The sequence below is a fragment of the Streptomyces sp. NPDC001093 genome, from assembly GCF_040298985.1.
GTDB lineage: Bacteria > Actinomycetota > Actinomycetes > Streptomycetales > Streptomycetaceae > Streptomyces.
In genome coordinates this window covers 63,825-89,283 of record NZ_JBEPBF010000001.1, presented here as the reverse complement: position 1 = coordinate 89,283, position 25,459 = coordinate 63,825, and the positions used below count along the sequence as shown (strand labels likewise).

The following is a 25,459-nucleotide window of genomic DNA, read 5'->3' as shown; positions in this document are numbered from 1 at the left end:
GCCTGCACCCTAGACCGCGGGCAGGGAATCTCCCTGCACCGCCTGGATGTCCAGTTCCACCTTCAGGGTCGTACCGATCGCCGCGATGCCCGCCTGGAGGACCTGGTTGTAGTTCATCGCGAAATCCTCCCGCCGCAGCTCCGCCGTCGCGCGGAACGCGGCCCGCGTGCCGCCCCACGGGTCGGCGCCGGTGCCGAGGTAGGCGAGGTCCAGGTCGACCGGGCGGACCACCCCGTGCATGGACAGCTCGCCGTGGACCGTCCAGCGGTCGGGGCCCGACCGGGTCAGGTCCGTCGAGCGGTAGGTGATCTCCGGGTGCCGCTCGACGTCGAGGAAGTCCGCCGACTTCAGGTGACCGTCGCGCATGCCGTTGCCCGTGTCGACGGACGCGGCCCTGATCACCGCTTCCACACGGGACTTGGTGACGTCGTCCGGTGCGATCTCGATCGTGCCGCCGAACTCCGTGAACCGGCCGTGCACGCTGGAGATCCCCAGGTGCTGGGCGACCGCGGCGACGGAGGAGTGCACCGGGTCGATGGTCCAGGGCCCGGGCGGCGGCAGTTCGGTGCCGCCCTGCCGGGCCAGCGTGACCGTGCCGACCTCGGCCCGGCCACTCGCCGTGACGATCGCGGAGGAGGCCGCGGGCGCGTAGCCGACGGCCGTCACGATCACCGTGTACGCCCCCGGCGTCAGCTCGGTGGCATCCCGTACGGCGCCCTCGGTGTCCGCCTCGGCGCGCAGCACCTGCGTACCGGTCATGTCGGTCACCGTGACGACCGCGTGCGACACGGCCCACCCGTCCCGCGTGCGGATCTTCGCGGTCAGTCCCATCCCGTTTTCTCCCTGCAAAGCCTTGCACATTGGTCGTATGAAACCGGCCCGTGGCGCACACCTGACGGATGTCTGCCACGGGCCGGGGATGAACTACTCGCCGGGGTGGGCGAGTTCGAGGTCGTGGCCGTCGACCCCGGTGCCGGCCACGGTCAGGGCCGTCGCCACCGGCGGGTAGCCCGTCGCGATGACGGTGTACTCGCCGCTGTCCAGGTCGGTGAAGGCGTACGCCCCGTCCGAGCCGGTGGTGGCGGTGCCGACCACGTTGCCCGCCTGGTCGACGAGCGTCACGCGGGCGTCGGCCAGCGGACCGTGCGGGGCCCTGACGACACCCTGGAGGCGGGCGCCGGCGTCCAGGTCGACCTCGACCCGGGTGAGGCCGGTGGCGCCGATCTCGACGGGCACGGCGCGCGGCCGGAACCCGCTCGCGTTGACCGCCAGGGTCACCGTGCCCGGCACCAGGTCGGTGAAGGCGAAGTCGCCCTGTTCCCCGGTGCCGGCGGTGGCCAGCAGGTCGCCGCGCACATCGGTGACGATCACCATGGCGTCCTTGACCGGCAGCGCGCTCCCGGCGGCCCGGACTACGCCGGTCAGCCCGCTGGTGCCGCTGAGCAGGATGTCGTACGACAGCGGCTCCTCGCCCACCACGACGGTGGAGGCCTGCGGCTGGTAGCCGTCGGCGGAGGCGATCAGGACGTACGACCCCGTGCCCGGGGCGTCGACGGAGTAGGAGCCGTCGGCCTGGGCGACCGCGCGGCCCAGCTGGCGGCCGGACAGCGAGATCAGGGTGACCGCGGCCTGCGGGACCGGGGCGCTCTCGGCGCCGCGGACGAAGCCGTGCACCGGGGTGCCGCCGCCCGCGCCCGGGCCGGGCTCGGCGATCGTCGCGACGGCGGTCGCCGCCGGCTGGGCGGCCGTGGACGGGGCCTCGAAGGTGTCCGGGACGACGGGGGCGGCCCAGCTGGGCATCTGCTTCTGCACGGGCTCCTGCACGGCGTTCTCCACAGTGGTCACATCGGTCGCAGTGGTCTCCACGGGGGTGGCGGCCGGGTCGGCGACGGGGGCCGCACCCTCGGCGGCCTGCGCGAGCGCGCCCTTGGTCTTCAGCGGGACCTCCTTGATGAACAGCGTGATCAGGAAGGCGACGGCGGCGAGGCAGCCGGCGATGAAGAAGACGTCGGCGATGCCGTGGCCGTAGGCGCTCTCCAGCAGCGTCCGGATGGGCGCCGGCAGCTTGCCCATGTCCGGGATGCTGTCGGTCGAGCCCGAACCGCCGGCCAGGGCGGCCTGGTACCTGGGGCTCAGGGCGGAGATGCCGTCCTGGACGTAGTGCGTGATCCGATGGGACATCACAGCGCCGAGCGCCGAGACGCCGACCGCACCGCCGAGGGAGCGGAAGAAGGTGACCGTGGAGCTGGCCGCGCCGAGTTCGGAGGGCGCCACCTGGTTCTGCGTGGCGAGGACCAGGTTCTGCATCATCATGCCGATGCCGAGACCCAGCAGCGCCATGAAGATCGCCATCTTCCAGTACGCGGTGTCGTACCGGATGGAGCCGAGGAGGCACAGGCCGGCCGTGACCAGGACGCCACCGCTGACCAGCCAGGCCTTCCAGCGGCCGGTGCGGGTGATGAACTGACCCGAGACGGTCGAGGAGACGAACAGACCGCCGATCATCGGGATGGTCATGACGCCCGACATCGTCGGGGACTTGTCGCGGGCCAGCTGGAAGTACTGGCTGAAGAACACCGTGCCGGTGAACATCGCGATACCGACGAACAGCGAGGCGAGGGACGCCAGCGTGATGGTGCGGTTCTTGAACAGGCGCAGCGGGATGATCGGCTCGCTCGCCTTGGACTCCACGAGCACGAACAGCGCGCCGAGCAGGATCGAGCCCGCGACCATCGTGTAGGTCTGCCACGACAGCCAGTCGTACTTGTCACCCGCGAAGGTGACCCAGATCAGCAGCAGTGAGACGGCGGCGGAGATGAGGAAGGCACCGCCCCAGTCGACCTTCACGTCACGCTTTACCACCGGCAGGTGCAGGGTCTTCTGCAGCACGATCAGCGCGATGATCGCGAAGGGGACACCGACGTAGAAGCACCAGCGCCAGCCCAGCCAGGAGGTGTCGGTGATGACACCGCCCAGCAGCGGGCCGCCGACGGTGGCGACGGCGAACGTGGCGCCCAGGTAACCGGAGTAACGGCCGCGCTCCCGCGGGGAGATCATCGCGGCCATGACGATCTGCGCCAGTGCGGACAGACCGCCGACGCCGATGCCCTGCACCACGCGGCAGGCGATGAGCATGCCGGCGTTCTGCGACAGACCGGCGGCGGCCGAGCCCAGGACGTAGATGACGAGGGCTATCTGGACGAGTGCCTTCTTGCTGTAGAGGTCGGCGAGCTTGCCCCACAGGGGAGTGGCCGCCGTCATCGACAGCAGGGCGGCGGTGACCACCCAGGTGTAGGCGGACTGACCGCCACCGAGGTCACCGATGATGTGCGGCAGGGCGTTGGAGACGATCGTGGAGGACAGGATCGCCACGAACATGCCGAGCAGGAGCCCGGACAGGGCCTCCATGATCTGCCGGTGCGTCATGGGGGCGTGCTCCGCGGAGCCTCCCCCGTGCTTGGCGTGAGCCCGCACACCGGCTGGTGTGGTCGTTGCCATGGGCTTCCTTCTCTTACGTGCTTGCGGGTGTACGGGTGGTCTCTTCGATCACGGGAGCGGCCACGGAGGCCGGGAGCCGGAACTGGGTGGCCCGGCAGTCGCCGAAGGACTCGCGCAGGCGGGTCATCAGCCGGATCAGCTGGGCCACCTCGTCGTCGGTCCAGTCGGCGAGCCGCTCGGCCAGCAGATGCGTGGTCCGCCGGGACAGCTCGTGCAGCTGCTCCAGGCCCGCGGGCGTCAGGCGCAGGATGCGCGAGCGCTTGTCCGCAGGGTCCGGGTGCCGCTCGATCCAGCCGCGCGCGGCGACGTGCGCGACATGCCGGCTGGTGACCGACATGTCGACGGCGAGCAGCTCCGCGAGCTTGCTCATGCGCATGTCTCCGTGGCGGCCGAGCAGTGTCAGCACGGCGGCCGAGCCGGCCGGGCAGTGGGGCGGCAGCATCCGCCCCAGATCCCGTTTCACGGCTCCGACGGCACTGAGCTGACGCACCAGCTCTTCGAACTGCGCCTGCTCGGCCATCACACCTCCCTAATTCGTTGCTTGAGGCAACCGTAACACCTGTTTGGTTGCTGCAGGCAAATAAACGGAGGTGTCGCGGCGCAAAAACTTGGCAAAGGCAAGTATGGTGAGCGTAAATGCCCAGGTAGGTGCGGGTGAGGTGCCCCTGTCTGTCCCGGTGGCCCCCCACTTGGGCGGCACGGCCCGTCTTCGCTAAGGTCTCGGGCCATGGCTAACACCCAGGGCCCCCAGGGCAACTACGACCCCGCCGGCAACACCCAGATGTTCCGCGCGTTCGTCGACGAGGCCCCCCAGGGCCGCCAGCAGCAGGCCGCGGCCTCCTCCGGCCCGCGCGTGGGCGTGATCATCGGTGTCATCGTGGCCCTGGCCGTGGTGGCCGGTGTCGCCTGGCTGGCGCTGAAGTAACGCACGCGCGCGGCGATCACTTCCACCGGACGGACACGTCCCGCGTCTCGATGTGCATGCCGAGCGGCACGCGCCAGGCGTCGACGCACACCGTCCAGGTGTGGTCCTCGTGCGCGCGCGGGGCGATCGGCACGGGGAGGTCCACCGTCGAGTCGACCGTCCCCCAGTCGATGCCGAGCGCGCCGATGATGTGCGTCCCGAAGGCCACCGAGCCCGAACGCACCGCCGTGCCGCCGGAGTTCCCGAAACCGACGGTCACCTTCTGGCACCAGCGCTGATCCGCCGGCTCGGTCGTCGGGGCGCCCCAGGAGAGGTCGGCGGGGGTGGGGGGCGTGCTGCCGCCGGGAGCCGGGCCCGGGGGTGCGGCGGGTGGCGCCGTACGACCGCCTGGGCCGCCGCTTCCTCCTCCGCCGGCCGGGCTCGGGGTGCCGGGGGAGGCGTCGCCGCTCGGGGCGGTGGTGGTCTGCGCCGGGGCTCCCGAGGAGTCGGTACTGGGTGAAGGTGCGGCGTTTCCAGGGGAGTTGCCGCCACCCCGACTGCTGCTCCGCGCCCCGTCGAGGGGCACCAGCGTCACGGACCCCGTCGGACTGACAGCGCCCGGCCCGTGCTGTCCCGAGCCGACCGCGACATATCCGCCGCCCGGGCCATGGCTCCCGCACGCGGCCGACACCCCGCCCAGGACGACGACGGCCGCCGACGCTGCCGTAACGGCGCCTCGGCGGCCACGTGTCCATGTCGTCGTACGAAGCATCGGGCCATGGTGACTGACGCACCGTCAGATAGGAACCCCTCGGGGGGGCCTTCTGCACGGCCCGCTGAGCGCTAGTCCGAGATCAGGCCCTCCCGCAGCTGCGCCAGCGTCCGGGTGAGCAGCCGCGAGACGTGCATCTGGGAGATGCCGACCTCCTCGCCGATCTGGGACTGGGTCATGTTGGCGAAGAAGCGGAGCATGATGATCCGGCGCTCCCGGGGCGGGAGTTTGGCCAGCAGGGGCTTGAGGGACTCGCGGTACTCCACGCCCTCCAGGGCCGTGTCCTCGTAGCCGAGCCGGTCGGCGAGCGAGCCCTCGCCGCCGTCGTCCTCGGGGGCCGGGGAGTCCAGCGAGGAGGCGGTGTAGGCGTTGCCGACCGCGAGGCCGTCGACCACGTCCTCCTCGGAGACGCCGAGCACGGCGGCCAGCTCGGTCACCGTCGGGGAGCGGTCCAGCTTCTGGGACAGCTCGTCGCTGGCCTTGGTGAGGGCCAGGCGCAGCTCCTGCAGGCGGCGCGGGACGCGCACCGACCAGGACGTGTCCCGGAAGAACCGCTTGATCTCGCCGACCACCGTCGGCATCGCGAACGTCGGGAACTCCACGCCCCGTTCGCAGTCGAAGCGGTCGATCGCCTTGATCAGGCCGATGGTGCCGACCTGGACGATGTCCTCCATCGGCTCGTTGCGGGAGCGGAAACGCGCGGCCGCGTAGCGGACCAGCGGCAGGTTCAGCTCGATCAGGGTGTCCCGGACGTAGGCCCGCTCGGGGCTGTCCTCGTCCAATGCGGCGAGCCGCAGGAACAGGGAGCGGGACAGGGTGCGGGTGTCGATGTCTCCCGAGGCCGGCGGCGCCGGGAGGTCGGCGGCCGCCGGGGCGGGCGGGGCCGGCACGGCATCGAGGGCCGTGACGCCCTCGATCCCGGCAAGGACGTCGAGAGCGTCGAGCTCCTTGGGTGCTGCCTCGCCGGTCGCGGGCGTCAGCACCTTCGAGCTGCCCTGTTCTGCGGACATGCCACCCCCTTTGGGTCGCGGGACGGTCGTGGCGGCGTCGTTCTTGCGAGCAACGCAGCCTTCACCTGAATACCGGCGCCGAAGGCCCGGCAAACGCGTCTCCCGCAGAATGTCACATGTCGGCAACACGCTGTAGTGACATGTCGACATGTGAGAAGTGAATCGGCCCTGGAAAGACGGGGTCTGACGCTGTTTGAGGACCCAACTGTCGGCATCTGCGCTGGTGGGCGATTCGCTCTCGACGGTGATGCATCGATCGGGCTTGCGATGCAGGGGTGATCCCTGGTGTGCTTCTGTGCGCCCGCTGTGCTCCGCCTCGAGCGCTTCTATGCGTCGATGCGATTCGCCGAGCGCAGCCGCTGGAAGCTGCGGGCGAGAAGGCGGGAGACGTGCATCTGGGAGACGCCGAGTTCCGCGCTGATCTGTGACTGGGTGAGATTGCTGTAGTAGCGCAGCAGAAGGATTCTCTGTTCGCGCTCGGGGAGTTGCACGAGCAGATGCCGGACCAGGTCGCGGTGTTCGACGCCGTCCAGGGCCGGGTCCTCGTAGCCGATCCGGTCCAGCAGTCCGGGCAGCCCGTCGCCCTCCTGCGCGGCCTCCAGCGAGGTGGCGTGGTACGAGCGTCCCGCCTCGATGCAGCTCAGCACCTCGTCCTCGCTGATCCTGAGCCGCTCGGCGATCTCGGCGGTGGACGGGGAGCGGCCGTAGAGCGTGGTGAGGTCCTCGGTGGCGCTGTTGACCTGTACCCACAGCTCGTGCAGCCGGCGCGGCACGTGGACCGTGCGGACGTTGTCCCGGAAGTACCGCTTGATCTCGCCGACCACGGTCGGCATGGCGAAGGTCGGGAACTGCACACCCCGGTCCGGGTCGAACCGGTCGATGGCGTTGATCAGGCCGATGGTGCCGACCTGGACCACGTCCTCCATCGGCTCGTTGCGGGAGCGGAAGCGGGCGGCCGCGTAGCGCACGAGCGGGAGGTTCGCCTCGATCAGCGCCCCGCGCACCCGGTGGTGCTCCGGCGTGCCCGGCGTGAGGTCCTTCAGCTCGGCGAACAGTACCTGGGTGAGGGCTCGGGTGTCGGCGCCGCGCCGCTTCTCGGGGGCCACGGGAGCGGGGGCGGGGGCGGGCGCGGGGGCGGGCGCGGCCGACTCCTCCTGGGGCGGCGCAGTACTGGCCGACACGGTCAACGCCACCTCTTCATCGCTCAATCATCGGTCAAAAGCGGTCATAGCATCACAAGACATGTGCACGCTGTGCAAGCACCGGATAACGCCGTGTTGTGTGCAAACATCGACAAGTTGGGGCTTAAGACGCACGAAAGCCCCCCGCCGTTGCGGCGGGGGGCTCCGGAGCGGAAGTGGTCAGAATTCGTAGTCGGCGATCACCCACGTGGCGAACTCGCGCCACAGCGCGACGCCCGCCTGATGGGCCGGGTGCTCCAGATAGCGCTTGAGGGCGTCGGTGTCCTCGACCGCCGAGTTGATCGCGAAGTCGTAGGCGACCGGCCGGTCGCTGATGTTCCAGGCGCACTCCCAGAAGCGCAGCTCCTCGATCTGGCCGCCGAGGGCCCGGAAGGCCGCCACGCCCGCCACGACCCGCGGATCCTCGCGCTCGACGCCCTCGTTGAGCTTGAACAGGACCAGGTGGCGGATCATGGGGTGTACCTCAGTTCTTTCCTCCGTTGGCGACCCACGTCATGAAGTCGCCCACGGCCTTGGCCGCGTCCGATATGCCCTCGAAGACTATCTGGACGTAGTGGGCGGCCTTGGGTGGGTCTGTGATGATCACGTACAGCGCGAAGACCACGAGCACGTATACGGCGATCTTCTTGGCGTTCACCGCCACCGCGGCCTCCCCTGTCCGTGCGCCCCTGCTGCCGGCCGCGAGTGTAACCTTCACGCCCTTTTCCGGGACCAACGGCCCGCCGCGCGGGGTCTTTTGCCGGACCCGTACCGATATGACGCGAAGGGCCCCGTCTTTCGACGGGGCCCTTCCTCGAGCGGTAGCGGAGGGATTTGAACCCTCGGTGACTTGCGCCACACTCGCTTTCGAGGCGAGCTCCTTCGGCCGCTCGGACACGCTACCGAGGGAGACCTTACAGCACCGAGGGGCGTGCTCCGAAATCGGTATTCACCGGTCCCGGAAGAACTCGGTGAGGACACGGGCGCACTCCGGCGCGAGAACGCCCTCGACGACCTCCGGACGGTGGTTGAGCCGCCGGTCGCGGACCACGTCCCACAGCGAGCCCGCCGCGCCCGCCTTGTCGTCCCGGGCGCCGTAGACGACCCGGTCGAGGCGGGACTGGACGATCGCGCCCGCGCACATGGTGCACGGTTCCAGGGTGACCACGAGCGTGCAGCCGGTCAGCCGCCACTCCCCGAGCAGGGCGGCGGCCCGCCGGATCGCGAGGACCTCCGCGTGGGCCGTGGGATCGCCGGTGGCCTCGCGCTCGTTGTGCCCGACGGCGAGCACCGTCGCACCGTCCGGGGACAGCACGACGGCGCCGACGGGCACGTCCCCGCCCCCGACGGCCCGTCCGGCCTCGGCCAGGGCGAGTCGCATCGCGGCCCGCCAGCGGTCGCGTACCGGGTCCGGTGCGTCGGCCGGGTCCCGGGCGGTCAGCGGACGGTCTCCAGCACCTCCGAGGCGCCCAGGGCCTCGGCGATCGCGCCCAGCGCGTCCTCGGCGTCCAGCGAGCGCAGCTCCTTCTCGCTGATGCCCAGGTCGTCGAGGATCTGGCTGTCGCCCACCGGGCTGTGCGGCACGGCGTCGGCGGCGGTGCCCTCCTCCTCGTCGTCCTCGTCGGACTCGGACTCGCCGTCCTCCGTTCCGTCGAGGTCGAGGGAGTCCAGGTCGGGGCCGTCGTCGGCACCCGGCTCCCGGCCGAGCAGTTCGTCGGTCAGCAGCAGCTCGCCATAGGCGCTGCGCTGGGCGGCGGCCGCGTCCGAGACGTAGATCCGCGGGTCGTCCTCGCCGTCCACGCGGACGACGCCGAACCACGCGTCCTCCTGCTCGATCAGCACGAGCACCGTGTCCTCGTCGGGAGAGGCTTCCCGGGCCAGGTCGGCAAGATCCGACAGGGTCTCAACATCGTCGAGCTCTGTGTCGCTCGCTTCCCACCCGTCTTCGGTGCGCGCGAGCAGTGCGGCGAAGTACACCGTGACTCTCCCACTGGTCATAGGCGTGCCGGTTGGGGGTCCCCCCGGCGGAGGTACTTGGGCGGAGAGAGCTGGGCTCCGAGCCCCACCCACTCGGAATCGTGGCAGAAACAAGGCCGTCAGGGGACGTCTTCGGCGCCCTGTGTCTTGTCAGCCACCTGCGGATCGTACGCGGCTTTTCCAGGCGCTCACGCACGCCCACCTCGCAAACGCCGGTGTGCGCACGGATCTTCCTCGCCCAGGAGTTCCCCACCGGGTCCTGCCCCGAGAGGATTTCCCCGGACGATTCCCAGGAGTGTTCCTCCCCTCGGTCGGTCTACCAGCGGAACGTCCGCATGCGCATCTCGTGCCGCAGCCGGGCGGCCTTGGCGCGCCGCGGCTGGACCCGGGCGCGCAGCTCACGGGCCTCGGCGAGGTCACGCAGGAACCGGGCGCGGCGGCGCCGGCGCTCGGCGTCCGTCTCCGGTACCGCGGCACCGCGCAGGGAGGGCTCTCCGGCGCCCCGGGTGACCTCGGCGTCCCCGGGCGCGCTCTCAGGAAGGTCAGGAAGGTCGGGCACGTCTCACCACCCCGGTTCCGTCCCTCCACTTTCCCTCGTACGGCCGCTTCGACGCCAGGGCCGGAAGGGGGGCTCGGTCGCGGGTACGCCGGGGCGGGCGGGGGCCCGGGCGCGGGTACCGTTAGGGCATGCGTCTCCACGTCGTCGACCACCCCCTGGTCGCCCACAAGCTCACCACGCTGCGCGACCAGCGCACCGACTCCGCGACCTTCCGGCGGCTCGCCGACGAACTGGTCACCCTGCTCGCCTACGAGGCCACGCGGGACGTGCGCACCGAGGCCGTCGACATCCGCACGCCGGTCGCGCAGACCACCGGCGTCAAGCTCGCCCGCCCGCGCCCGCTGGTCGTGCCGATCCTGCGCGCCGGCCTCGGCATGCTGGACGGCATGGTGCGGCTGCTGCCGACCGCCGAGGTGGGCTTCCTGGGCATGATCCGCAACGAGGAGACGCTGCAGGCCTCCACCTACGCCTCGCGCATGCCGGAGGACCTCTCGGGCCGCCAGGTGTACGTCCTGGACCCGATGCTGGCCACGGGCGGCACGCTGGTCGCGGCGATCCAGGAGCTGATCAAGCGCGGTGCGGACGACGTCACCGCCGTGGTCCTCCTCGCCGCCCCCGAGGGTGTCGCGGTGATGGAGCGGGAGCTGGCGGGGACGCCGGTGACGGTCGTCACGGCGGCCGTGGACGACCACCTCAATGAGCACGGGTACATCGTGCCGGGGCTGGGCGACGCCGGGGATCGCCTTTACGGGGCTGCTGAGTAGTTCTGCGCCCGTGGGGGTGCTGGTCGATCGCCCCTTTGGGTCAGCACCCCTTCCTGGTGGAAGGCGCCGACGTCGCGGCAGGCGCGGTCAGCTTGGTCAGTGCCTGGTCCGCCGCCGCAGGCTGCACCAGGCCCTTGAAGGCGTCGCCGAGGATGAGGTCGACGTCGGTGCCCTTGCGGTTGTCGGCGCGCTGTTCGGTGCCGGTGAGCTGGGCGGCGAGCACCGGCAGCGAGGTGTTCTGGGCGGCGGCGGGACCGAGGAGCATCCCGGCGCTCTTGACCTTCTTGTCGTACGCGCCGGGCGCGTTGCCCACCGCGCCGATCCGGAAGCCGCGCTTCTTCAGCTCGTCGGCGGTGGACTTGGCGAGCCCGGTGCGCGCGGTGGCGTTGTAGACGTTCACGGTGATCTGGGCCGGCTTCGGCAGGGACTTCACCTGGGCGGCCGTGTCGGCCTTGGGGCGGCAGTCGGTCTTCGGGCCCGACGCCGTGCTCTTCTTGGTGCCGCCGGTGAAGACGTCGATGAGCTGCAGGGTGCCCCAGCCGAGCAGGCCGAGCACGGCGACGGACGCCACCACGGCGGCCACGAGCCTGGCGCGTCGGCGCGGCGGGCGCATCCGAGGGTATTTGTCCCCCGTGATCCGGTACTTGCCGCCCATGCCAGGGGGAGTCAGCATGCTCATGGGCGCAGCGTAGTGCGCCTGGGCGGCGCTGCCTATCTGATGATCAGTCGATGCCGCTCAGCGGAACCCGAAAGGGTCAAGGGGCCGGTGGCCGTGTCGCGCCGGGTCAGTCGAGCTCGAGCACGCGTGCGTGCAGCACCTGGCGCTGCTGGAGGGCGGCGCGGACCGCGCGGTGCAGCCCGTCTTCCAGGTAGAGATCGCCCTGCCACTTCACGACGTGCGCGAAGAGGTCGCCGTAGAACGTCGAGTCCTCCGCCAGCAGGGTCTCGAGGTCGAGCTGCTGCTTGGTGGTCACGAGCTGATCGAGGCGGACCGGGCGCGGCGCGACGTCCGCCCACTGCCGGGTGCTTTCCCGGCCGTGGTCGGGGTACGGCCGGCCGTTTCCGATGCGCTTGAAGATCACACGGAAAGCCTACCGGTCAAGACCTTCCGGGCGCAGCCATGGCGGCCGAGTGGGGCACCTGAAAAGATGCCGCAAATGGAGCATATGCGCCGCTATCGGGATTCCAGGCGCAGGGCATGGCGGAGTTCTTCGGGGGACCCGAGTCCGACACGGCGGATTTCCTCCATATGGCGGAGGACCGGTATGCGGATGGCGGAGGACCGGTATGCGGCCCCAAGAGCAGCCGCTTCCCTTCGGCTTCCCTTCGGCTCCCCCTTCGGCACGGCCCGGCGGAGGCGGTGGCCCGCCCCCGCCGGGCCCGGTTCAGCGGTCGTCCCGGTTCTCGGGCGGCCGCTGCGGTTCTTCCTTCCGTTCCGGCTCGGGCGTCCTCGCCCGCCGGGCCTCCGCGCGCAGCAGGGCGCGCAGGACGGCGTAGGGATCCATGGGCATGGCTGTCTGCTCCTTGCTTCTGACTGACCTGTGACCAGCCCTTGACGGGCCTCTCGCGGGGACGCGGGTCTGTCAGCAGCGCAGGACCACGGTGCGGAGCAGGGGCGCGGCGCACGACTCCCGGGGCGTGCCGGCGCGGGGCCGCACCGCCGGCCGGGCGGGCGCCGGGTCGGGGAGGGGTGCGGGGCGCTCGGGTACGTCGGCCCGGTGGAGGGTCGGGGCGGGCGGCCGCAGGAGCATGTCGAGGACGTCGTGCTCGAAGGTCTCGGCGGACGCGCCCAGCGCGGGGGCCGCCTGGGCCTGCACATGGGCGCCGGGCACCCACAGGGCGAGGAGCAGCACGAGCACCCGCAGCCAGGTACGGCTCCGGGGAACGCTCGCGGTCCTGCTCACGTCGGGTGTGTCCCCGGGGCGGGCGGGGGGTGACGCACGCCGGGCCCGAGATCCGCCCGCACGGCGTACGGGCGGGAGTCCGCGGTTGACGCCGCCGCTCACACCGTGCGGGGGACCGCCCCGGCGCGGCTCCGGATGCCGAACGCGGTGACGATCTCCCCGATCCCCACCGCGACCAGCCAGATGCCGGCGACCAGGGTCAGCACGGCGACCGACCGGAACGGCGAGTCGATGAGCACGATCCCGGCGATGAAGGTGACCACCCCGAGGAAGATCTGCCGGCCCCGGGCGGGCATCCGCGCGTCGTGCAGGGCGGCCAGGGTCTGGGTGATCCCCCGGATCAGCCAGCCGATGCCGATCCACAGGGCGAGCAGCAGGATCGACTGCATGGGCCCGCGGAAGCAGAACAGGCCGAGCAGGATGGACAGGGCGCCGCTGATGAACGCCAGCACGCGCAGCGAGGTCGCCCGGTGCGTGCCGAACGCGGCGACCAGCTGGAAGATGCCGCTGATCAGGAGGTAGATCCCGAACAGGACGCCGGCGGCGACCAAGGAGGCGCTGGGCCAGACGAGCACCAGGACGCCGAGGATCAGTGAGGCGGTCCCGGTGACCATGACCACCTGCCAGGCGGCCCGGGACAGGGCGTGCAGGGGGCCCTCGAACGGCGGCTCGGGCTCACGGTGTTCGCCCGGCGGCGTGGTGGCATGGACGTTCCGGTCGTCGTACTCACGGCCCCACTCCGGACCGCTGTTCGGTGCCTCGGTCATGGTCCATGCTGCGAACGGCGGAAGCGGGGCGGCCACCAGGAAGAGGCCGGTCGGGTGAAGCGGCCGGCCGGTGAAGAGGCCGGTCGGTGAAGAGGCCGGTGGGTGAAGAGGCCGGTCGGGTGAAGCGTTCTACCGGCCCGGCTTGCCGGAGGCCTTCGCCGCCTTGGCCGCCGCCTTCATCTCCTGTTTGTGCGCCCGGACCTTGGCCAGCGACTCGGGCCCGGTGATGTCGGCCACCGACCGGAAGGACTCGCGCTCGCCGTACGCCCCCGCGGCCTCACGCCAGCCCGTGGGTGTGACGCCGAGCTGCTTGCCGAGCAGCGCGAGGAAGATCTGGGCCTTCTGCTTGCCGAACCCGGGCAGGTCCTCCAGCCGCTTCAGCAGCTCCAAACCGGTCGGCACGCCCCGCCAGACCGCCTCGGCGTCCCCGTCGTAGTGCTCGACGAGGTACTGGCACAGCTGCTGGACGCGCTTGGCCATCGAGCCCGGGTAGCGGTGCACGGCCGGCTTCTCGGCGAGCAGCGCGGCGAAGGCCTCCGGGTCCATCGCGGCGATGTCGTGCGCGTCGAGATCCCCGGCGGGCGCGACGCCGAGCCGGTCGGCGATGGTGCGGGGCCCCTTGAACGCCCACTCCATCGGGACCTGCTGGTCGAGCAGCATGCCGGTGAGTGCGGCGAGCGGGGACCGCCCGAGCAGCGCGTCGGCGTCGGGGTCCTGGGCGAGGTGCAGCGTGACGTCCATGCCTCGATGATCGCCCGGCGGCACGCACGGCGCAGCCGGGGTGGTCCGCAGGCCCTTCCTTACGCGCCTCGCGTACGATCACTTTCCAAGAAAATTAGGCAAGGCTAACCTAAAGAGGCCACCGAGACGTACCGCGACGCCTGGGGCATCCCCATCTACCTTTGATCTTGTGCAGTGCTCCGCCCTTCAGGGCGGAGGTGAAGCGCATCTCAGGGCTGCTCTGGCCTCGGCTGTGAGCGCGGATCCGCGCTGTTGACCCGCGCTCACGACGGCCGTCACACGGGGCGCTGCTGGTTCTCGATGTACTGGCGAACGGCGGTCAGCGGCGCCCCGCCGCAGCTTCCGGCGAAGTAGGAGCCGGACCAGAAGCGGCCGCCCACAGGTAGCGGCGGACGTGAGCGTCGTACTCCTGCCGCAGGTAGCGGGAGGAGACGCCCTTGAGGGAGTTGACCAGCTTGGAGAGCTGGACTTTGGGCGGGTAGTGCACGAGCAGGTGGACGTGGTCCTCTTCGCCGTTGAACTGCTTCAGTTCAGCCTCGAAGTCCTCGCAGACCTCTCGCATGATCTCTTCGCAGCGCGTCAGCATCTCGCCTGTCATGGCCCTGCGCCGGTACTTGGTGACAAACACCAAGTGGACATGAAGGTTGTGCACAACATGTCGGCCCGTGCGTACATCGGGATTTGGATTCCAGCGTGGCGACATGAACCAAATGCTGCTGTGATCGCTTGGCAACGGAACGTGTGCGGGAGAAGCGGCAGTTCGGGCATCGCGCCCGGCTAGCGCTGACCGCTCCGCAGGTCCGGCTCGTCGATGCCCAGGCGCACACCGCCCGTACCACGTGGAACCTCCTGCACGACTGGTGGACGATGTTGCCGAAGGACAAGCGCACGCTTGCCTCGGCGGACGCCGCGATCCGCCAGGCCCGCAAGGACATCGACTGGCTTGCGGCCCTTCCCGCCCAGGCCGCGCGGGCGGTTCTCAAAACGTACTTCCAGGCATGGAAGAACTGCTGGGAGGGGCGGGCCGAAGCACCGAACTTCAAGGCCCGCTTCCGCACGGCGATGAGCGTGGACGTCCCGCAGGGCCGCGACCTCCAGATCAAGCGCGTACACCGCCGCTGGGGCATGGTCAACATCCCCAAGGTCGGCCGTGTCCGCTTCCGCTGGACCAAAGACCTCTCCATCGGGAAGAACGCAAACACCGACAACAAGATCACCGGCGCCCGACTGGTCAAAGACGCACTCGGCTGGCACATCGCCTTCCGCGTCCAAACCCTCGACACCGCGCCCGAGCCGCACACCGGCCCCGAGGTCGGCATCGACGCCGGAGTCAACATCCCGCTCGCCCTGTCCGACGGCAACCACCAGGACCACGGTCGCCCCGCCCGCCTCCCGGACGGCACGGCCGACCCGGACAAGTGGCTGAACCCCGACGAGAAGGCCAAGCTGCTCCGCCTGGAGAAGCGGGCCGCGCACCGCAAGAGCTTCCGCAAGCCGGGCCAGAAAACCTCCAACCGGCTGAAGCGGACCTACGACCAGATCGCAAGCCTCCGCGCGACAGCCAAGCGCAGGGCGAGTGACTGGCAGCACCAGATCACCACCCACATCGCCCGCACGTACGGCGTGATCGTGGTGGAAAGACTGGACATTCCGAACATGGTCAAGAGTGCCAGAGGCACCGTCGAGAACCCGGGGAAGAACGTCGCCCAGAAGTCCGGCCTCAACCGCTCCATCAGCCAAGAGGCGTGGGGGCGCGCTGTGACGATGCTGACGTACAAGACCGCCCGCCACGGCGGCACCCTGCACAAGGTTCCCGCCCCCGGCACCTCCCAACGCTGCTCGATGTGCGGCTTCACCACGCCGGGCAGCCGGGAGTGCCAGGCCGTGTTCGTGTGCAAGAACGAAGGCTGCGGCTGGTCCGACAACGCCGACCACAACGCCGCACGGAATGTCTTGCACCTGTACCGGATGGGCCACGCGCTCGTCCCGGCTGCCGGAAGGGCAGTCGTCAGGCGCCCCCGCAGCGTCAAGCCCGCCACCGCAAGGTAGGAGGGAATCTCCCGGCTTCAGCCGGGAGAGCACTTCAAGCCCACATGGCCGGCCTCGACCTCCTCGTCACCAGGGACGGCGCACCCGCGGCCCTGCTCCAGACGTACGAGCCGGCCGCCGACCGGGTCGGCGAGTGCTACGCCGTCCGCCCCGGCGACCTGGGCGTCCACGTCCTCCTCGGCCCGGCCGACCCCGACGACCCACGCCCCGGCTGGACTTCGGCGCTGCTGACCGTGATGACGACGTACGCGCTGCGGGCCCTGGACCGGCGCCGGCTCGTGGCCGACCCGGACGTACGCAACACCAGGGCGATCGCCCGCTTCGAACGCCAGGGCTTCGTGCGCGGCCCGGCGGTCGTCCTGCCCGAGGTGGACCTCCCCGATGTGTACCTGCCGGAGAAGCGCGCCCAACTCGCCTTCCTGGAGCGCGCGGTAGCCTTCCCGGGGTGACCATGACGCCGGACGATCTGATCGCCCACTACGGCCTCGAACCCCTCCCCCGAGAGGGCGGACTGTTCCGGCGTACCTGGGAGGGGCCGGAGCGCCCAGACGGCCGGCCGGCGGGGTCCGCCATCGTCGTCCTGCTCACCGCGGACGACTTCTGCGCCCTGCACCGCCTGCCCACCGACGAGATCTGGCACTTCTACCTCGGCGACCCGCTCGACCTGCTCCTGCTCGCTCCCGACGGCAGCACCCGCACCGCCGTCCTCGGCCCCGCCCCGCTGACCGGCCAGCACCTCCAGCTGACCGTGCCGGCCCGCACCTGGATGGGCGCGCGGGTGGCGCCGGGCGGCGCGTGGACGCTCTTCGGCTGCACGATGGCGCCCGGATTCACCTACGCGGACTACGAACACGGGAACCCGGCCGACCTGACGGCGCGTTATCCGGCCGAGGCGGCCCGGATCACGCAACTGTGCCGCCCATGAACGGGAACCCGCCGAACCCGCGGCACCAGCCGGCCTCGCGGAACCTGCTCGCCGGACAGACCGCCCTGGTGACCGGCGCGGGCGGCGGCATCGGCCGCGCCATCGCGCTGCGCTTCGCCGAGGAGGGCGCGGCGGTGGCCGTCCACTGCCGTACGGCGGTGGACGCGGCCGGGGAAGTGGCGGCCAGGATCGGTGAGTCGGGCGGCGAGGCCGTCGTGCTCCAGGCGGACCTGAGGGACGAGGACGCCTGCCACCGCCTGGTCCGGGAGGTCACGGACTGGTCCGGCGGCCGGCTCACCGCCGTCGTCAACAACGCGGCCGTCCAGCCCGTCCAGCCCCTGCCCGGCATGACGGCGGCCGCGTGGCGCACGGTCGTCGACACCGACCTGACCAGCGTCTTCGCCTGCACCCAGGCCGCCGCCGCCCATATGCGCGCACACGGCGGCGGCACCGTCACCCACATCGCCTCCATCGAGGCCGCCCGTCCCGCTCCGGGGCACGCCCACTACAGCGCGGCCAAGGCGGCGGTGGTCATGCACGCCCGCGCGGCGGCCCTGGAGTACGGGCCCGACGGCATCCGCGTCAACGCCGTCTCGCCCGGCCTGATCGACCGGGAGGGCCTGGCGGAGGCCTGGCCGGACGGCGTACGCCGCTGGCTGGCCGCCGTCCCCACCGGCCGGCTGGGCCGCCCCGAGGACGTGGCCGACGCCTGCGTGTTCCTGGCCTCACCCCTCGCGAGCTGGATCACCGGCCACGACCTGACCGTGGACGGCGGTGTCTCGGCCCGGCCGACCTGGTAGCACTGCGGCCGATCGCCCGCGCGGTGAGCGTTCCGGCCGCTCTGCGCGTACTCATACGGAGGACAGGCGGCGAGGGAGGGCACGAGTGCTGCTGGGCGACCGGCGCCGATGGCCACGACGGCTCGGCCTGCTCTGCGCGGGCCTCTTCATGCTGCTGTTGGTCACGGCGGCCCCCGCGTCCGCCCATGCGGCCCTGCGCACCACCGATCCCGCCGACGGCGGCCTCCTGCGCACGGCCCCCCGGCACGTCACCCTGACCTTCAGCGAGTCGGTCGGCCTGCTCACCGACTCCTTCCGCGTCTACGACCCCGCGGGCCACCGGCTGACCACGGGTCCCGCCGAGCACGCCCCCGGCCGCCCGGACACGGCCCGCGTCTCCCTCCCCGCCCAGCTCGCCACCGGCACCTACACGGTCGCCTGGCGGGTGGTGTCCGCGGACAGCCACCCGGTCTCCGGCGCGCTCACCTTCTCCGTCGGCACCCGCACGGCGACGACCGCGAGCCCGGCCCCCGACGACGCCGAGAACCCCGTCACGGCGGCCCTGTACAACATCGCCCGCTACCTCGCCTACCTCTCCCTGGCCCTCCTGCTCGGCGCGGCGGCGTTCGTGGCGTACTGCCGCCCGCCGACGGCGGCCCCGCTGCGCACCCCGGTGCTGGCCGCCGCCTGGACCCTCCTGGCCACGACAGCCGCCCTCTACCTCCTGCGCACCCCCTACGAGGAGGGCACCCCGCCCACGCTCTCCGTGAGCTCCCTCACCCAGACGGCCACGACCCGCCCCGGCGCCCTCCTGCTCACCCGCCTGACGCTGCTGCTCCTGGCCGGCGCCGGCATGGCGCTCCTGCGGGCCCGCCGCAGAAGGCTCCCGCGCCGTACGACGCTCGCCGTGGCCGGAGCGCTCTCCCTCCCCCTGGCCCTGACCTGGACGGCGGCCGAACACGCCTCGGCGGGCATCCAGGTCCCCCTGGCCATCACCGCCGCCACGCTCCACCTGCTGGCCATGGGGACCTGGCTGGGCGGCCTGGCGGCCCTCCTGCGCACGCTGCCCCGCACCTCCCTCACCACCCTGGCCCGCTTCTCCCGCCTGGCCTCCGCCTCGGTGACGGCCCTCGTCCTGACCGGCGTCTACCAGTCCTGGCGGGGCCTCGGCTCCTGGCAGGCGCTCACGGACACGACGTACGGCCGTACCCTGCTGGCCAAACTGGCGGCGGTCATCGCGCTCCTGCTGGCGGCGGCCTGCTCCCGCACCTGGACGACCCGCCTGACCCGGGAACCCCGCGTCGCCGCCGCCCGCGTCCCCGAACCGGCCACGGGCCCCCCGCTTCCCCCGGAACCCCCGACGCCGCCCCCGCCCCCGCCCCCGCCCTTCCCCGTCCTGCGCCGCTCGGTGCTGGCGGAAGCGGCCGTCGCCGCGGTGGTCCTGGCCCTGACGACCCTGCTGACCAGCACGGTGCCCGGCCGCGCGGCCGAGGAGGCGGCGGCGAGCGGAAACCCGGCCGACGGCATCCCGACGGCCTCCGTCACCACGATCCCCTTCGACGTAGGCACCCCCGGCGGCCACGGCAAGGTCCAGATCACCCTGGACCCGGGCCGCGTCGGCCGCACCTCCGTGCAGGCGGTGGTCTACGGCCCCGACGGCGGCCTGTCCACGGTCCCCGAACTCCGCGTCACCCTCACCCTCCCCGCCCGGCACCTGGGCCCCCTCGACACCCGCCTCACCGACCGCGGCGGCTACTGGTCCACCGACTCCCTCGACCTTCTCCTCCCCGGCACCTGGACGATGAAGGCGACGATCCGCGTCTCGGAACTGGACCAGGTGACGGTGTCGGCGCCGGTGCGGGTGACGCGGTAGACGGGCGGGCCGGAAGCACCGGGAAGGGCATGGGGAGGGCGGTGGACGGTGCTGGGCGGGTACGAATGAGACCAGAGCCGAGACCAGGGCGCCGGGTCATACCTTCTTGACGACGACGGTGTCCGGGAGGAGCTTCTCGAGGTCGTCCACGTGCGAGGTAAAGACGGTGACCTGCCCCTTCTGCCGGCGTGCGATGACAGCGAGCACGCATCGATCCTCGCGGAAGCGTGTCGTGGACGGTGACTGCGGTGCCGTCGGTGGAGCCGGAGCCGTTGTTGCCCACGGTGATGGTGTAGGTACCGAGTCTTCCTACGGCGAAGTTCCCCGTGTGGCTCTTGGCGATCGTCAAGGAGGGCCGCTTGGCGGCGGTGATAGCCACGCCTCTCGGGCCCACGCCGGCTGGGCCGACGGTGGCGGTTGCAGTGACGGTGTTCGTGCTGGTGTCGATCACCGAGACGGTGCCCGTGGCCGATGCGGTGTTGGGAACGTAGGCGCGCGTGCCGTCCGGGGGGATGGCCAGGCCGCTCGTGTCGACCCCGGCGGGGACGGTGGCGGTGACGGTGTTGCTGCTGGTGTCGATCACCGACACGTCGTTCGAGCCGGCGTCGGGCACGTAGACGTGGGTGCCGTCCGGGGGGATGGCCAGGCCGCTCGTGTCGACCCCGGCGGGGACGGTGGCGGTGACGGTGTTGCTGCTGGTGTCGATCACCGACACGAAGGACGGCGCAAAGGCGCACCGCTCCCGCGGCGGCCGCCTCCGTCTCCTTCCAGCGCGCCTCCCACTCCGCGGCGTCGCCCCCGCAGGCACGCACGTACCCCTGGAGGACGGCGAGTGACGGCAGCCGTTTTCCGGCGGCCGCCTGCGACAAGGCGGTCACGGAGAATCCAGCCGTGCGAGCCATGGCCTGATACCACGCCTCTGCCTCCTTCTGCTGGGGCCAGTGGAGCCAGTCGTACATGCATTCGGTAAGGGCAATGCAGCGTCCTGACATGAGATGGATCAAGGGCTCACAGAATGGATCGTTCCGGCGGAACGCGGTGCCGGACAACCATCCACCTGTCAGGCACGGTTGCGGCGTGGGGTGCGGGTGGCCGCTTTCGCCGATGCCGCCGAACGGCAGGCCGGGACGGCCGCCGTGTCCGATGTTCTTCGGATCCCTTTCGTGCGGTGCACCGGTCGCCGGGAAATCGGTGTCGTGGCGGCAACCTTCTCGTCTCCTGCGGCAACTGGGAGCCGGAAGGCCGAGTCGAACTACCGGATGGACGGGCATGAGGGCAACGAAGCATGCCGCGCCGCAGTCGTGGCGCAGGCGCGGACTGGGCACGGGCATTCCCTTGGGGCTGATGGTCGTCGGTGTGCTGGCGTGCCTGGCTCTGACCGTTCTCCCCGGGAGCGGAACCCGTGCCGGGCGGGCAGCCGACGAGTCCGCCGCAGGCGCGCGGGCGGCCGCCCTGTCCGGTGCCGGGTCGGCGGCGGGCGGGGGTGCGGGTGCGACGGTGCAGCCGACCGGCGTCCAGTTCGCCCGGCATTGACCAGCCCGCCGGTCAGCCTTCACCGGCCCGTGACCGAGCACGACCGCTGTTCGAATCCCGGGCTGGGCCCTGTTAGGCTGCCGCCCCTATTGTTCAACGCGCAACCAACGCGCACGTCATTGCCAGGAGAGGGCGACCGGGGGATGGTCCTCGATGACGCGTCCGCGGAGTTCCACGAATTCTTCGAACGCCACTATGCCGAACTCGCCCGTCTAGCACACCTGCTGACCGGCGAGAGTGACGCGGCGGACGACCTCGCGGCGGATGCCCTGGTCGCCCTGTGGCAGCGCTGGGACCGGTTCCGGCAGGCCGACCACCCGCTCGCCTACGCCCGCGGTGTGGTGGCCAACCTGGCGCGCGGACGGATCCGCAGCGCGGTGCGCGAGCGACTCCGGATCACGCTGTTCTGGTCCCGCAGCCCCGAGAAGGTGGACGGGCCGGACATGGCGGCCGTGCTGGACGTCCGCGCGGCGCTCGCCCGGCTGCCGTTCCGCAAGCGCGCCTGCGTGGTGCTGCGGCACGCCTTCGACCTGTCGGAGAAGGACACGGCGGCAGCGCTGGGCATATCGGTCGGTACGGTGAAGAGCCAGACCTCGAAGGGAATGGCCGAGCTGGAAAGGATACTGGGCGCGCGAGCGGTCGGGGACCTGGTGGCAGGGAGGAGGAACCGGTGAACGAGGAGATCGCCCGTCGGCTGCGCGAGGCCGCCGAGGCCCACCGGCCCGACCGTGCGAGGATGCTGGCCCGGGTGCAACGCGGCATGGCCGGCCCCGCCGTCCGTCACCGCGCGCGGCCGTTCGCGAGGTCCGGGACCAGGGTCGCGCTCGCCGGGCTCGCCGCCACCGGCATCCTGGCGACCGGCGGCCTCGCCGTCGCCGCCATCGTCGCGCACTCGTCGCCGTCGGCCACCGTGACCACGCCTGCCACCCCGTCCCCGACCGCCGGCTCCCCGCACCCGACATCGGCCCGCCCCACCCCTGTCGCGCCGGCCCCGGCCACCACCCCCAGCAGCGCGCGCCCGACTCCGTCGGCCACCAGTCCATCACCGTCCGCCGGCGAGAGCCAGGACGGGCCGCTGTGGTCGGCCGGCTCGGTGGACCCGCACAGCAGCGTCTACTGGACGCAGAGCAACCTCGCCCTCAAGACGACCCGGCCGCTCACCACGCTCACGGTCGAGATGCGGATCGTGCAGACCGGCGGGGTGAAGATCACCGGCACCTGGCAGACCCTGCCGAGTGCTGACTTCACCGTCACCACCCAGGAGGCCGGCGGCACGCTGGTCTACCGCTGGGTCCTCAAGCCGGGCCTGACCGTGCCCGCCGGGAGCTATGAGTTCGCCGCCCAGTTCAACAACGGCACCGGCGTGCGCAGTGCCGCGGGCGACGGCTACCGCGTCGACGCGCAGGGCTCGGGCGGCTCCGCGTCGGTCCGGGGAGGGTTCGTCCCGACCCGGTGAAGGCCGTAGGCGGCCTCCATGGTGGCCGGCGGGTCGCCGTGGAACGTGGTGGGGATGGTGACGGCGGCCGTGAAAATTCTTCCCTCGGTCGCGGCAACCTTTGTGTGCGTGGCGGCAACTGGCGGGTAACCGGGGCCGGATCAAGGCCCGTTGTGCCAGAAGGACATGCCGTTGTCAGATCAGAACCGCTCTCATCGCCGCCGTCCGGCTACCCGCCGGGTGCTCGCCGCCGCCGTGGTCCTCGCCGCCGCGGGTGCTGCCGTACCCCTGGTCGCCCAGGCCGCACGCACGCCGGATGCCCGCACGCCGACCCTGGCCGGTGCAGCGGCCGGCAGCGGCCGCTACTTCGGTACGGCGGTGTCCTCGGGCAGGCTCGGCGACTCGACGTACTCCGCCATTCTCGACCGGGAATTCAACATGATCACCCCGGAGAACGAGATGAAGTGGGACACCACCGAACCGTCCCGCGGCACCTTCAACTTCGGCCCGGCCGACTCGATCGTCGGCCACGCCTCCGCGCACGGGCAGCGGATGCGCGGCCACACCCTGGTGTGGCACTCGCAACTGCCCGGCTGGGTCAGATCCATCACCGACGCCAACACCCTGCGCAGCGTGATGGACAACCACATCACGACCGAGATGAGCCACTACAAGGGCAAGATCTACGCCTGGGACGTGGTCAACGAGGCGTTCGCCGACGGCGGCAGCGGTCAGCACCGCAGCTCGGTCTTCCAGGACGTACTCGGCAACGGCTTCATCGAGGAAGCCTTCCGCACCGCCCGGAACGCCGACCCCTCCGCCAAGCTCTGCTACAACGACTACAACATCGAGAACTGGACCGACGCCAAGACGCAGGGCGTCTACAACATGGTCAAGGACTTCAAGTCGCGCGGTGTACCGATCGACTGCGTCGGCTTCCAGAGCCACTTCGGCGCCGGCGGCCCGCCGGCCAGCTTCCAGACCACCCTGTCCAAGTTCGCCGCGCTCGGCGTGGACGTCCAGATCACCGAGCTCGACATCGCCCAGGCGTCGCCGACGGCGTACGCAGGCGCCGTCCAGGCGTGCATGAACGTCGCCCGCTGCACGGGCATCACGGTGTGGGGCATCCGCGACAGCGACTCCTGGCGCACCGGTGAGAACCCGCTGCTGTTCGACGCCGGCGGCAACAAGAAACCCGCCTACAACGCGGTACTCACCGCCCTGGGCGGCAGCAGCGGCGGCACGCCGGGCGGGGGCATCACCTCCGGCACCGTCTACACGCTCTCCGACGTGGCCGCCGGACGCGTTCTCGACGAGCCCGCGGGATACAACGGCAACGGCACCCCGCTCCAGGTGTGGGACGCCGCCGGCGCCTCCAACCAGCAGTGGCGGGCCGGCCGCAACAGCGACGGCTCCTACACGTTCACCAACGTCGCCAGCGGCCGGGCACTGGACGAGCCCGGCAACCAGACGGGCAACGGCACGAGGATGCAGGTCTGGGACCCGAACGGCGGCGCCAACCAGCACTGGCGGGCCCACCAGAACGACGACGGCTCCTACACGCTGACCAACGTCGCCAGCGGCCGCGCGCTGGAGATCCCCGGCGGCCGGACGGCCAACGGCACCCCCGTCCAGGTCTGGGACTCGGCCGGCGGCGCCAACCAGCACTGGAACATCAGGCCGTCGACCCCGTCAACGCCCGCGCCGACGGGCGGCGCGTGTGCTCTTCCGTCGACGTACCGGTGGACGTCGACGGGTGCGCTGGCGCAGCCGGCGAACGGGTGGGACGCGGTGAAGGACTTCACCGACGTGGTGTACAACGGCAAGCACCTGGTCTACGCGTCGAGCGTGTCGGGATCGTCGTACGGCTCGATGATGTTCAGGCCCTTCACGAACTGGTCGGACATGGCGTCGGCCGGCCAGGCAGGGATGAGCCAGTCCGCGGTGGCGCCCACGCTGTTCTACTTCGCGCCCAAGAAGATCTGGGTGCTGGCGTCCCAGTGGGGCGCGTCGCCCTTCGTCTACCGCACGTCCAGCGACCCCACCGACCCCAACGGCTGGTCCGCGCCACAGCCGCTGTTCACCGGCAGCATCCCCAAGACTGAATCCCCCACCGGCCCGATCGACCAGACCCTGATCGCCGACGACCAGAACATGTACCTGTTCTTCGCCGGTGACAACGGCAAGATCTACCGGGCGAGCATGCCGATCGGGAACTTCCCGGGCAACTTCGGCTCGTCCTACACGACGGTCATGAGCGACACGACGATGAACCTGTTCGAGGCGCCGCAGGTCTACAAGGTCAAGGACCAGAACCAGTACCTCATGATCGTCGAGGCGCGGGGTGCGAACGAGCAGCGCTACTTCCGCTCCTTCACCGCCACCAGCCTGAGCGGTTCCTGGACCCCGCAGGCCGCCGGCGAGAGCAACCCCTTCGCCGGCAAGGCCAACAGCGGCGCCACCTGGACCAACGACATCAGCCACGGCGACCTGGTCCGCACCAACCCCGACCAGACCATGACCGTCGACCCCTGCAACCTGCAGTTCCTCTACCAGGGCAAGTCCCCCGCCGCGACCGGCCCTTACGACCGACTGCCGTGGCGGCCGGGTGTCCTCACCCTGCAGCGCTGACCTGCCTGATCCACGGTGACCGCGACCGGGTGCGGTGCACCGGCACGTAGACGAGCGGTCTACGGCGCGGGCACCTCCACCCGCTGACCGACACCCACCGCATCGAGGAACCCCAGCCGTACGTCGGCTGGGGTTCCCATCGTTTGGGGACCAGGCG

General features: G+C 71.2%; 29 protein-coding genes, 1 tRNA gene and 3 pseudogenes. 13 read left to right on the top strand and 20 right to left on the bottom strand.

Annotated elements, in window-relative coordinates; genetic code table 11:
- Positions 1-9 precede the first annotated feature (9 nt).
- The 3 genes from ABT288_RS00485 to ABT288_RS00475 form a co-directional block, all read right to left on the bottom strand.
- The gene (locus tag ABT288_RS00485; protein ID WP_351600787.1) at positions 10-831 is read right to left on the bottom strand and encodes a YceI family protein; all 822 of its coding nucleotides are present in this window, start codon (positions 829-831) and stop codon (positions 10-12) included.
- Positions 832-924: 93 nt separating this feature from the next.
- Positions 925-3,426: an MFS transporter gene (locus ABT288_RS00480; protein WP_502972712.1), complete on the bottom strand. Its 2,502-nt coding sequence runs from the start codon at positions 3,424-3,426 to the stop codon at positions 925-927.
- A gap of 85 nt (positions 3,427-3,511) precedes the next feature.
- Positions 3,512-4,018: a MarR family winged helix-turn-helix transcriptional regulator gene (locus ABT288_RS00475; RefSeq protein ID WP_351600780.1), complete on the bottom strand. Its 507-nt coding sequence runs from the start codon at positions 4,016-4,018 to the stop codon at positions 3,512-3,514.
- 207 nt (positions 4,019-4,225) lie between these two features.
- Here ABT288_RS00475 and ABT288_RS00470 point away from each other — a divergent pair, with 207 nt between their 5' ends.
- A complete protein-coding gene (locus tag ABT288_RS00470; protein ID WP_351600777.1) occupies positions 4,226-4,423 on the top strand; it encodes a hypothetical protein in 198 nt (65 codons plus the stop codon).
- A gap of 16 nt (positions 4,424-4,439) precedes the next feature.
- Here the strand turns inward: ABT288_RS00470 and ABT288_RS00465 are convergent, their stop codons facing one another.
- From ABT288_RS00465 to ABT288_RS00425, 9 genes are all read right to left on the bottom strand, one after another.
- Positions 4,440-4,997 (bottom strand): hypothetical protein, encoded by a 558-nt coding sequence (locus ABT288_RS00465; protein ID WP_351600774.1) that lies wholly within the window; start codon positions 4,995-4,997, stop codon positions 4,440-4,442.
- A gap of 248 nt (positions 4,998-5,245) precedes the next feature.
- A complete protein-coding gene (locus tag ABT288_RS00460) occupies positions 5,246-6,184 on the bottom strand; it encodes an RNA polymerase sigma factor SigF (protein ID WP_351600771.1) in 939 nt (312 codons plus the stop codon).
- A 326-nt stretch (positions 6,185-6,510) separates the two neighbouring features.
- Complete coding sequence (locus ABT288_RS00455) at positions 6,511-7,371, bottom strand: RNA polymerase sigma factor SigF (RefSeq protein WP_351601196.1); 861 nt, start codon at positions 7,369-7,371, stop codon at positions 6,511-6,513.
- 174 nt (positions 7,372-7,545) lie between these two features.
- Entirely contained in the window at positions 7,546-7,839 is a 294-nt protein-coding gene (locus ABT288_RS00450) for a Dabb family protein (protein WP_351600768.1), read from the bottom strand.
- 10 nt (positions 7,840-7,849) lie between these two features.
- Entirely contained in the window at positions 7,850-8,029 is a 180-nt protein-coding gene (locus ABT288_RS00445; RefSeq protein WP_351601193.1) for a hypothetical protein, read from the bottom strand.
- A 155-nt stretch (positions 8,030-8,184) separates the two neighbouring features.
- A tRNA-Ser gene (locus tag ABT288_RS00440) sits at positions 8,185-8,269 on the bottom strand.
- A 45-nt stretch (positions 8,270-8,314) separates the two neighbouring features.
- A complete protein-coding gene (gene tadA / locus ABT288_RS00435) occupies positions 8,315-8,746 on the bottom strand; it encodes a tRNA adenosine(34) deaminase TadA (protein WP_351600765.1) in 432 nt (143 codons plus the stop codon).
- 56 nt (positions 8,747-8,802) lie between these two features.
- Positions 8,803-9,342 carry a tRNA adenosine deaminase-associated protein gene (locus ABT288_RS00430; RefSeq protein WP_351601190.1) on the bottom strand — a complete coding sequence of 180 codons (540 nt, stop codon included), beginning with the start codon at positions 9,340-9,342 and terminating at the stop codon, positions 8,803-8,805.
- A 316-nt stretch (positions 9,343-9,658) separates the two neighbouring features.
- Positions 9,659-9,901, bottom strand: coding sequence for a hypothetical protein (locus tag ABT288_RS00425; protein WP_351601224.1), 243 nt, complete (start codon positions 9,899-9,901; stop codon positions 9,659-9,661).
- Positions 9,902-10,029: 128 nt separating this feature from the next.
- Here ABT288_RS00425 and upp point away from each other — a divergent pair, with 128 nt between their 5' ends.
- A complete protein-coding gene (gene upp, locus ABT288_RS00420; protein ID WP_351600762.1) occupies positions 10,030-10,665 on the top strand; it encodes a uracil phosphoribosyltransferase in 636 nt (211 codons plus the stop codon).
- 40 nt (positions 10,666-10,705) lie between these two features.
- Here the strand turns inward: upp and ABT288_RS00415 are convergent, their stop codons facing one another.
- The 7 genes and pseudogenes from ABT288_RS00415 to tnpA all read right to left on the bottom strand — a co-directional run bounded on the left by ABT288_RS00415 (position 10,706) and on the right by tnpA (position 14,780).
- Positions 10,706-11,344 (bottom strand): LytR C-terminal domain-containing protein, encoded by a 639-nt coding sequence (locus ABT288_RS00415; protein ID WP_351600760.1) that lies wholly within the window; start codon positions 11,342-11,344, stop codon positions 10,706-10,708.
- 106 nt (positions 11,345-11,450) lie between these two features.
- Entirely contained in the window at positions 11,451-11,747 is a 297-nt protein-coding gene (locus ABT288_RS00410) for a type II toxin-antitoxin system VapB family antitoxin (RefSeq protein ID WP_004943146.1), read from the bottom strand.
- Positions 11,748-12,050: 303 nt separating this feature from the next.
- A complete protein-coding gene (locus tag ABT288_RS00405) occupies positions 12,051-12,176 on the bottom strand; it encodes a hypothetical protein (protein ID WP_351600757.1) in 126 nt (41 codons plus the stop codon).
- A 72-nt stretch (positions 12,177-12,248) separates the two neighbouring features.
- Positions 12,249-12,569, bottom strand: coding sequence for a hypothetical protein (locus ABT288_RS00400; RefSeq protein WP_351600755.1), 321 nt, complete (start codon positions 12,567-12,569; stop codon positions 12,249-12,251).
- Positions 12,570-12,667: 98 nt separating this feature from the next.
- Positions 12,668-13,336, bottom strand: coding sequence for an HdeD family acid-resistance protein (locus ABT288_RS00395; protein WP_351600752.1), 669 nt, complete (start codon positions 13,334-13,336; stop codon positions 12,668-12,670).
- A gap of 129 nt (positions 13,337-13,465) precedes the next feature.
- Positions 13,466-14,077, bottom strand: a complete 612-nt coding sequence (locus ABT288_RS00390) for an HhH-GPD-type base excision DNA repair protein (RefSeq protein WP_351600749.1) — start codon at positions 14,075-14,077, stop codon at positions 13,466-13,468.
- A 275-nt stretch (positions 14,078-14,352) separates the two neighbouring features.
- Positions 14,353-14,780 (bottom strand): annotated as a pseudogene (gene tnpA / locus ABT288_RS00385) (IS200/IS605 family transposase).
- A 23-nt stretch (positions 14,781-14,803) separates the two neighbouring features.
- Between tnpA and ABT288_RS00380 the strand changes: the two are divergent.
- From ABT288_RS00380 to ABT288_RS00355, 6 genes and pseudogenes are all read left to right on the top strand, one after another.
- Positions 14,804-16,126: an RNA-guided endonuclease InsQ/TnpB family protein gene (locus tag ABT288_RS00380; RefSeq protein ID WP_351600746.1), complete on the top strand. Its 1,323-nt coding sequence runs from the start codon at positions 14,804-14,806 to the stop codon at positions 16,124-16,126.
- 32 nt (positions 16,127-16,158) lie between these two features.
- Positions 16,159-16,575, top strand: a pseudogene (locus ABT288_RS00375) (GNAT family N-acetyltransferase); the annotation flags it as partial.
- Between the two features lie 2 nt (positions 16,576-16,577).
- Positions 16,578-17,051: a cupin domain-containing protein gene (locus ABT288_RS00370; RefSeq protein WP_351601187.1), complete on the top strand. Its 474-nt coding sequence runs from the start codon at positions 16,578-16,580 to the stop codon at positions 17,049-17,051.
- The gene (locus ABT288_RS00365; protein WP_351600743.1) at positions 17,048-17,851 is read left to right on the top strand and encodes an SDR family NAD(P)-dependent oxidoreductase; all 804 of its coding nucleotides are present in this window, start codon (positions 17,048-17,050) and stop codon (positions 17,849-17,851) included. Before ABT288_RS00370 ends, ABT288_RS00365 begins: the two co-directional genes overlap by 4 nt.
- Before the next feature lie 148 nt (positions 17,852-17,999).
- The gene (locus tag ABT288_RS00360) at positions 18,000-19,703 is read left to right on the top strand and encodes a copper resistance CopC/CopD family protein (protein WP_351601185.1); all 1,704 of its coding nucleotides are present in this window, start codon (positions 18,000-18,002) and stop codon (positions 19,701-19,703) included.
- A 335-nt stretch (positions 19,704-20,038) separates the two neighbouring features.
- Positions 20,039-20,194 carry a hypothetical protein gene (locus tag ABT288_RS00355; RefSeq protein ID WP_351601221.1) on the top strand — a complete coding sequence of 52 codons (156 nt, stop codon included), beginning with the start codon at positions 20,039-20,041 and terminating at the stop codon, positions 20,192-20,194.
- Here the strand turns inward: ABT288_RS00355 and ABT288_RS00350 are convergent.
- Positions 20,131-20,292: pseudogene (locus ABT288_RS00350) on the bottom strand (hypothetical protein); the annotation flags it as partial. The gene ABT288_RS00355 and the pseudogene ABT288_RS00350 sit on opposite strands and share 64 nt — an antisense overlap.
- 49 nt (positions 20,293-20,341) lie before the next feature.
- On the opposite strand from ABT288_RS00350, the gene ABT288_RS00345 reads away from it, so the two are divergent.
- From ABT288_RS00345 to ABT288_RS00325, 5 genes are all read left to right on the top strand, one after another.
- Positions 20,342-20,539, top strand: a complete 198-nt coding sequence (locus ABT288_RS00345) for a hypothetical protein (RefSeq protein WP_351601219.1) — start codon at positions 20,342-20,344, stop codon at positions 20,537-20,539.
- A gap of 433 nt (positions 20,540-20,972) precedes the next feature.
- Positions 20,973-21,236, top strand: a complete 264-nt coding sequence (locus tag ABT288_RS00340) for a hypothetical protein (protein ID WP_351600741.1) — start codon at positions 20,973-20,975, stop codon at positions 21,234-21,236.
- A 143-nt stretch (positions 21,237-21,379) separates the two neighbouring features.
- A complete protein-coding gene (locus tag ABT288_RS00335) occupies positions 21,380-21,910 on the top strand; it encodes a SigE family RNA polymerase sigma factor (RefSeq protein WP_351600739.1) in 531 nt (176 codons plus the stop codon).
- Positions 21,907-22,692, top strand: coding sequence for a hypothetical protein (locus ABT288_RS00330; RefSeq protein ID WP_351600736.1), 786 nt, complete (start codon positions 21,907-21,909; stop codon positions 22,690-22,692). Before ABT288_RS00335 ends, ABT288_RS00330 begins: the two co-directional genes overlap by 4 nt.
- Positions 22,693-22,857: 165 nt before the next feature.
- A complete protein-coding gene (locus tag ABT288_RS00325) occupies positions 22,858-25,302 on the top strand; it encodes a non-reducing end alpha-L-arabinofuranosidase family hydrolase (RefSeq protein WP_351600733.1) in 2,445 nt (814 codons plus the stop codon).
- Positions 25,303-25,459 lie beyond the last annotated feature (157 nt).

Coding starts and splice junctions, on each gene's coding strand:
- ABT288_RS00415 (WP_351600760.1), bottom strand. CDS start 11,344: ATGAGCATGCTGACTCCCCCTGGCATGGGCGGCAAGTACCGGATCACG.
- ABT288_RS00390 (WP_351600749.1), bottom strand. CDS start 14,077: ATGGACGTCACGCTGCACCTCGCCCAGGACCCCGACGCCGACGCGCTG.
- upp (WP_351600762.1), top strand. CDS start 10,030: ATGCGTCTCCACGTCGTCGACCACCCCCTGGTCGCCCACAAGCTCACC.
- ABT288_RS00485 (WP_351600787.1), bottom strand. CDS start 831: ATGGGACTGACCGCGAAGATCCGCACGCGGGACGGGTGGGCCGTGTCG.
- ABT288_RS00370 (WP_351601187.1), top strand. CDS start 16,578: ATGACGCCGGACGATCTGATCGCCCACTACGGCCTCGAACCCCTCCCC.
- ABT288_RS00480 (WP_502972712.1), bottom strand. CDS start 3,426: ATGACGCACCGGCAGATCATGGAGGCCCTGTCCGGGCTCCTGCTCGGC.
- ABT288_RS00475 (WP_351600780.1), bottom strand. CDS start 4,018: ATGGCCGAGCAGGCGCAGTTCGAAGAGCTGGTGCGTCAGCTCAGTGCC.
- ABT288_RS00405 (WP_351600757.1), bottom strand. CDS start 12,176: ATGCCCATGGATCCCTACGCCGTCCTGCGCGCCCTGCTGCGCGCGGAG.
- ABT288_RS00360 (WP_351601185.1), top strand. CDS start 18,000: ATGCTGCTGTTGGTCACGGCGGCCCCCGCGTCCGCCCATGCGGCCCTG.
- ABT288_RS00340 (WP_351600741.1), top strand. CDS start 20,973: ATGAGGGCAACGAAGCATGCCGCGCCGCAGTCGTGGCGCAGGCGCGGA.
- ABT288_RS00395 (WP_351600752.1), bottom strand. CDS start 13,336: ATGACCGAGGCACCGAACAGCGGTCCGGAGTGGGGCCGTGAGTACGAC.
- ABT288_RS00325 (WP_351600733.1), top strand. CDS start 22,858: ATGCCGTTGTCAGATCAGAACCGCTCTCATCGCCGCCGTCCGGCTACC.
- ABT288_RS00450 (WP_351600768.1), bottom strand. CDS start 7,839: ATGATCCGCCACCTGGTCCTGTTCAAGCTCAACGAGGGCGTCGAGCGC.
- ABT288_RS00470 (WP_351600777.1), top strand. CDS start 4,226: ATGGCTAACACCCAGGGCCCCCAGGGCAACTACGACCCCGCCGGCAAC.
- ABT288_RS00345 (WP_351601219.1), top strand. CDS start 20,342: ATGGCCAGGCCGCTCGTGTCGACCCCGGCGGGGACGGTGGCGGTGACG.
- ABT288_RS00365 (WP_351600743.1), top strand. CDS start 17,048: ATGAACGGGAACCCGCCGAACCCGCGGCACCAGCCGGCCTCGCGGAAC.
- tadA (WP_351600765.1), bottom strand. CDS start 8,746: ATGCGACTCGCCCTGGCCGAGGCCGGACGGGCCGTCGGGGGCGGGGAC.
- ABT288_RS00460 (WP_351600771.1), bottom strand. CDS start 6,184: ATGTCCGCAGAACAGGGCAGCTCGAAGGTGCTGACGCCCGCGACCGGC.
- ABT288_RS00335 (WP_351600739.1), top strand. CDS start 21,380: ATGGTCCTCGATGACGCGTCCGCGGAGTTCCACGAATTCTTCGAACGC.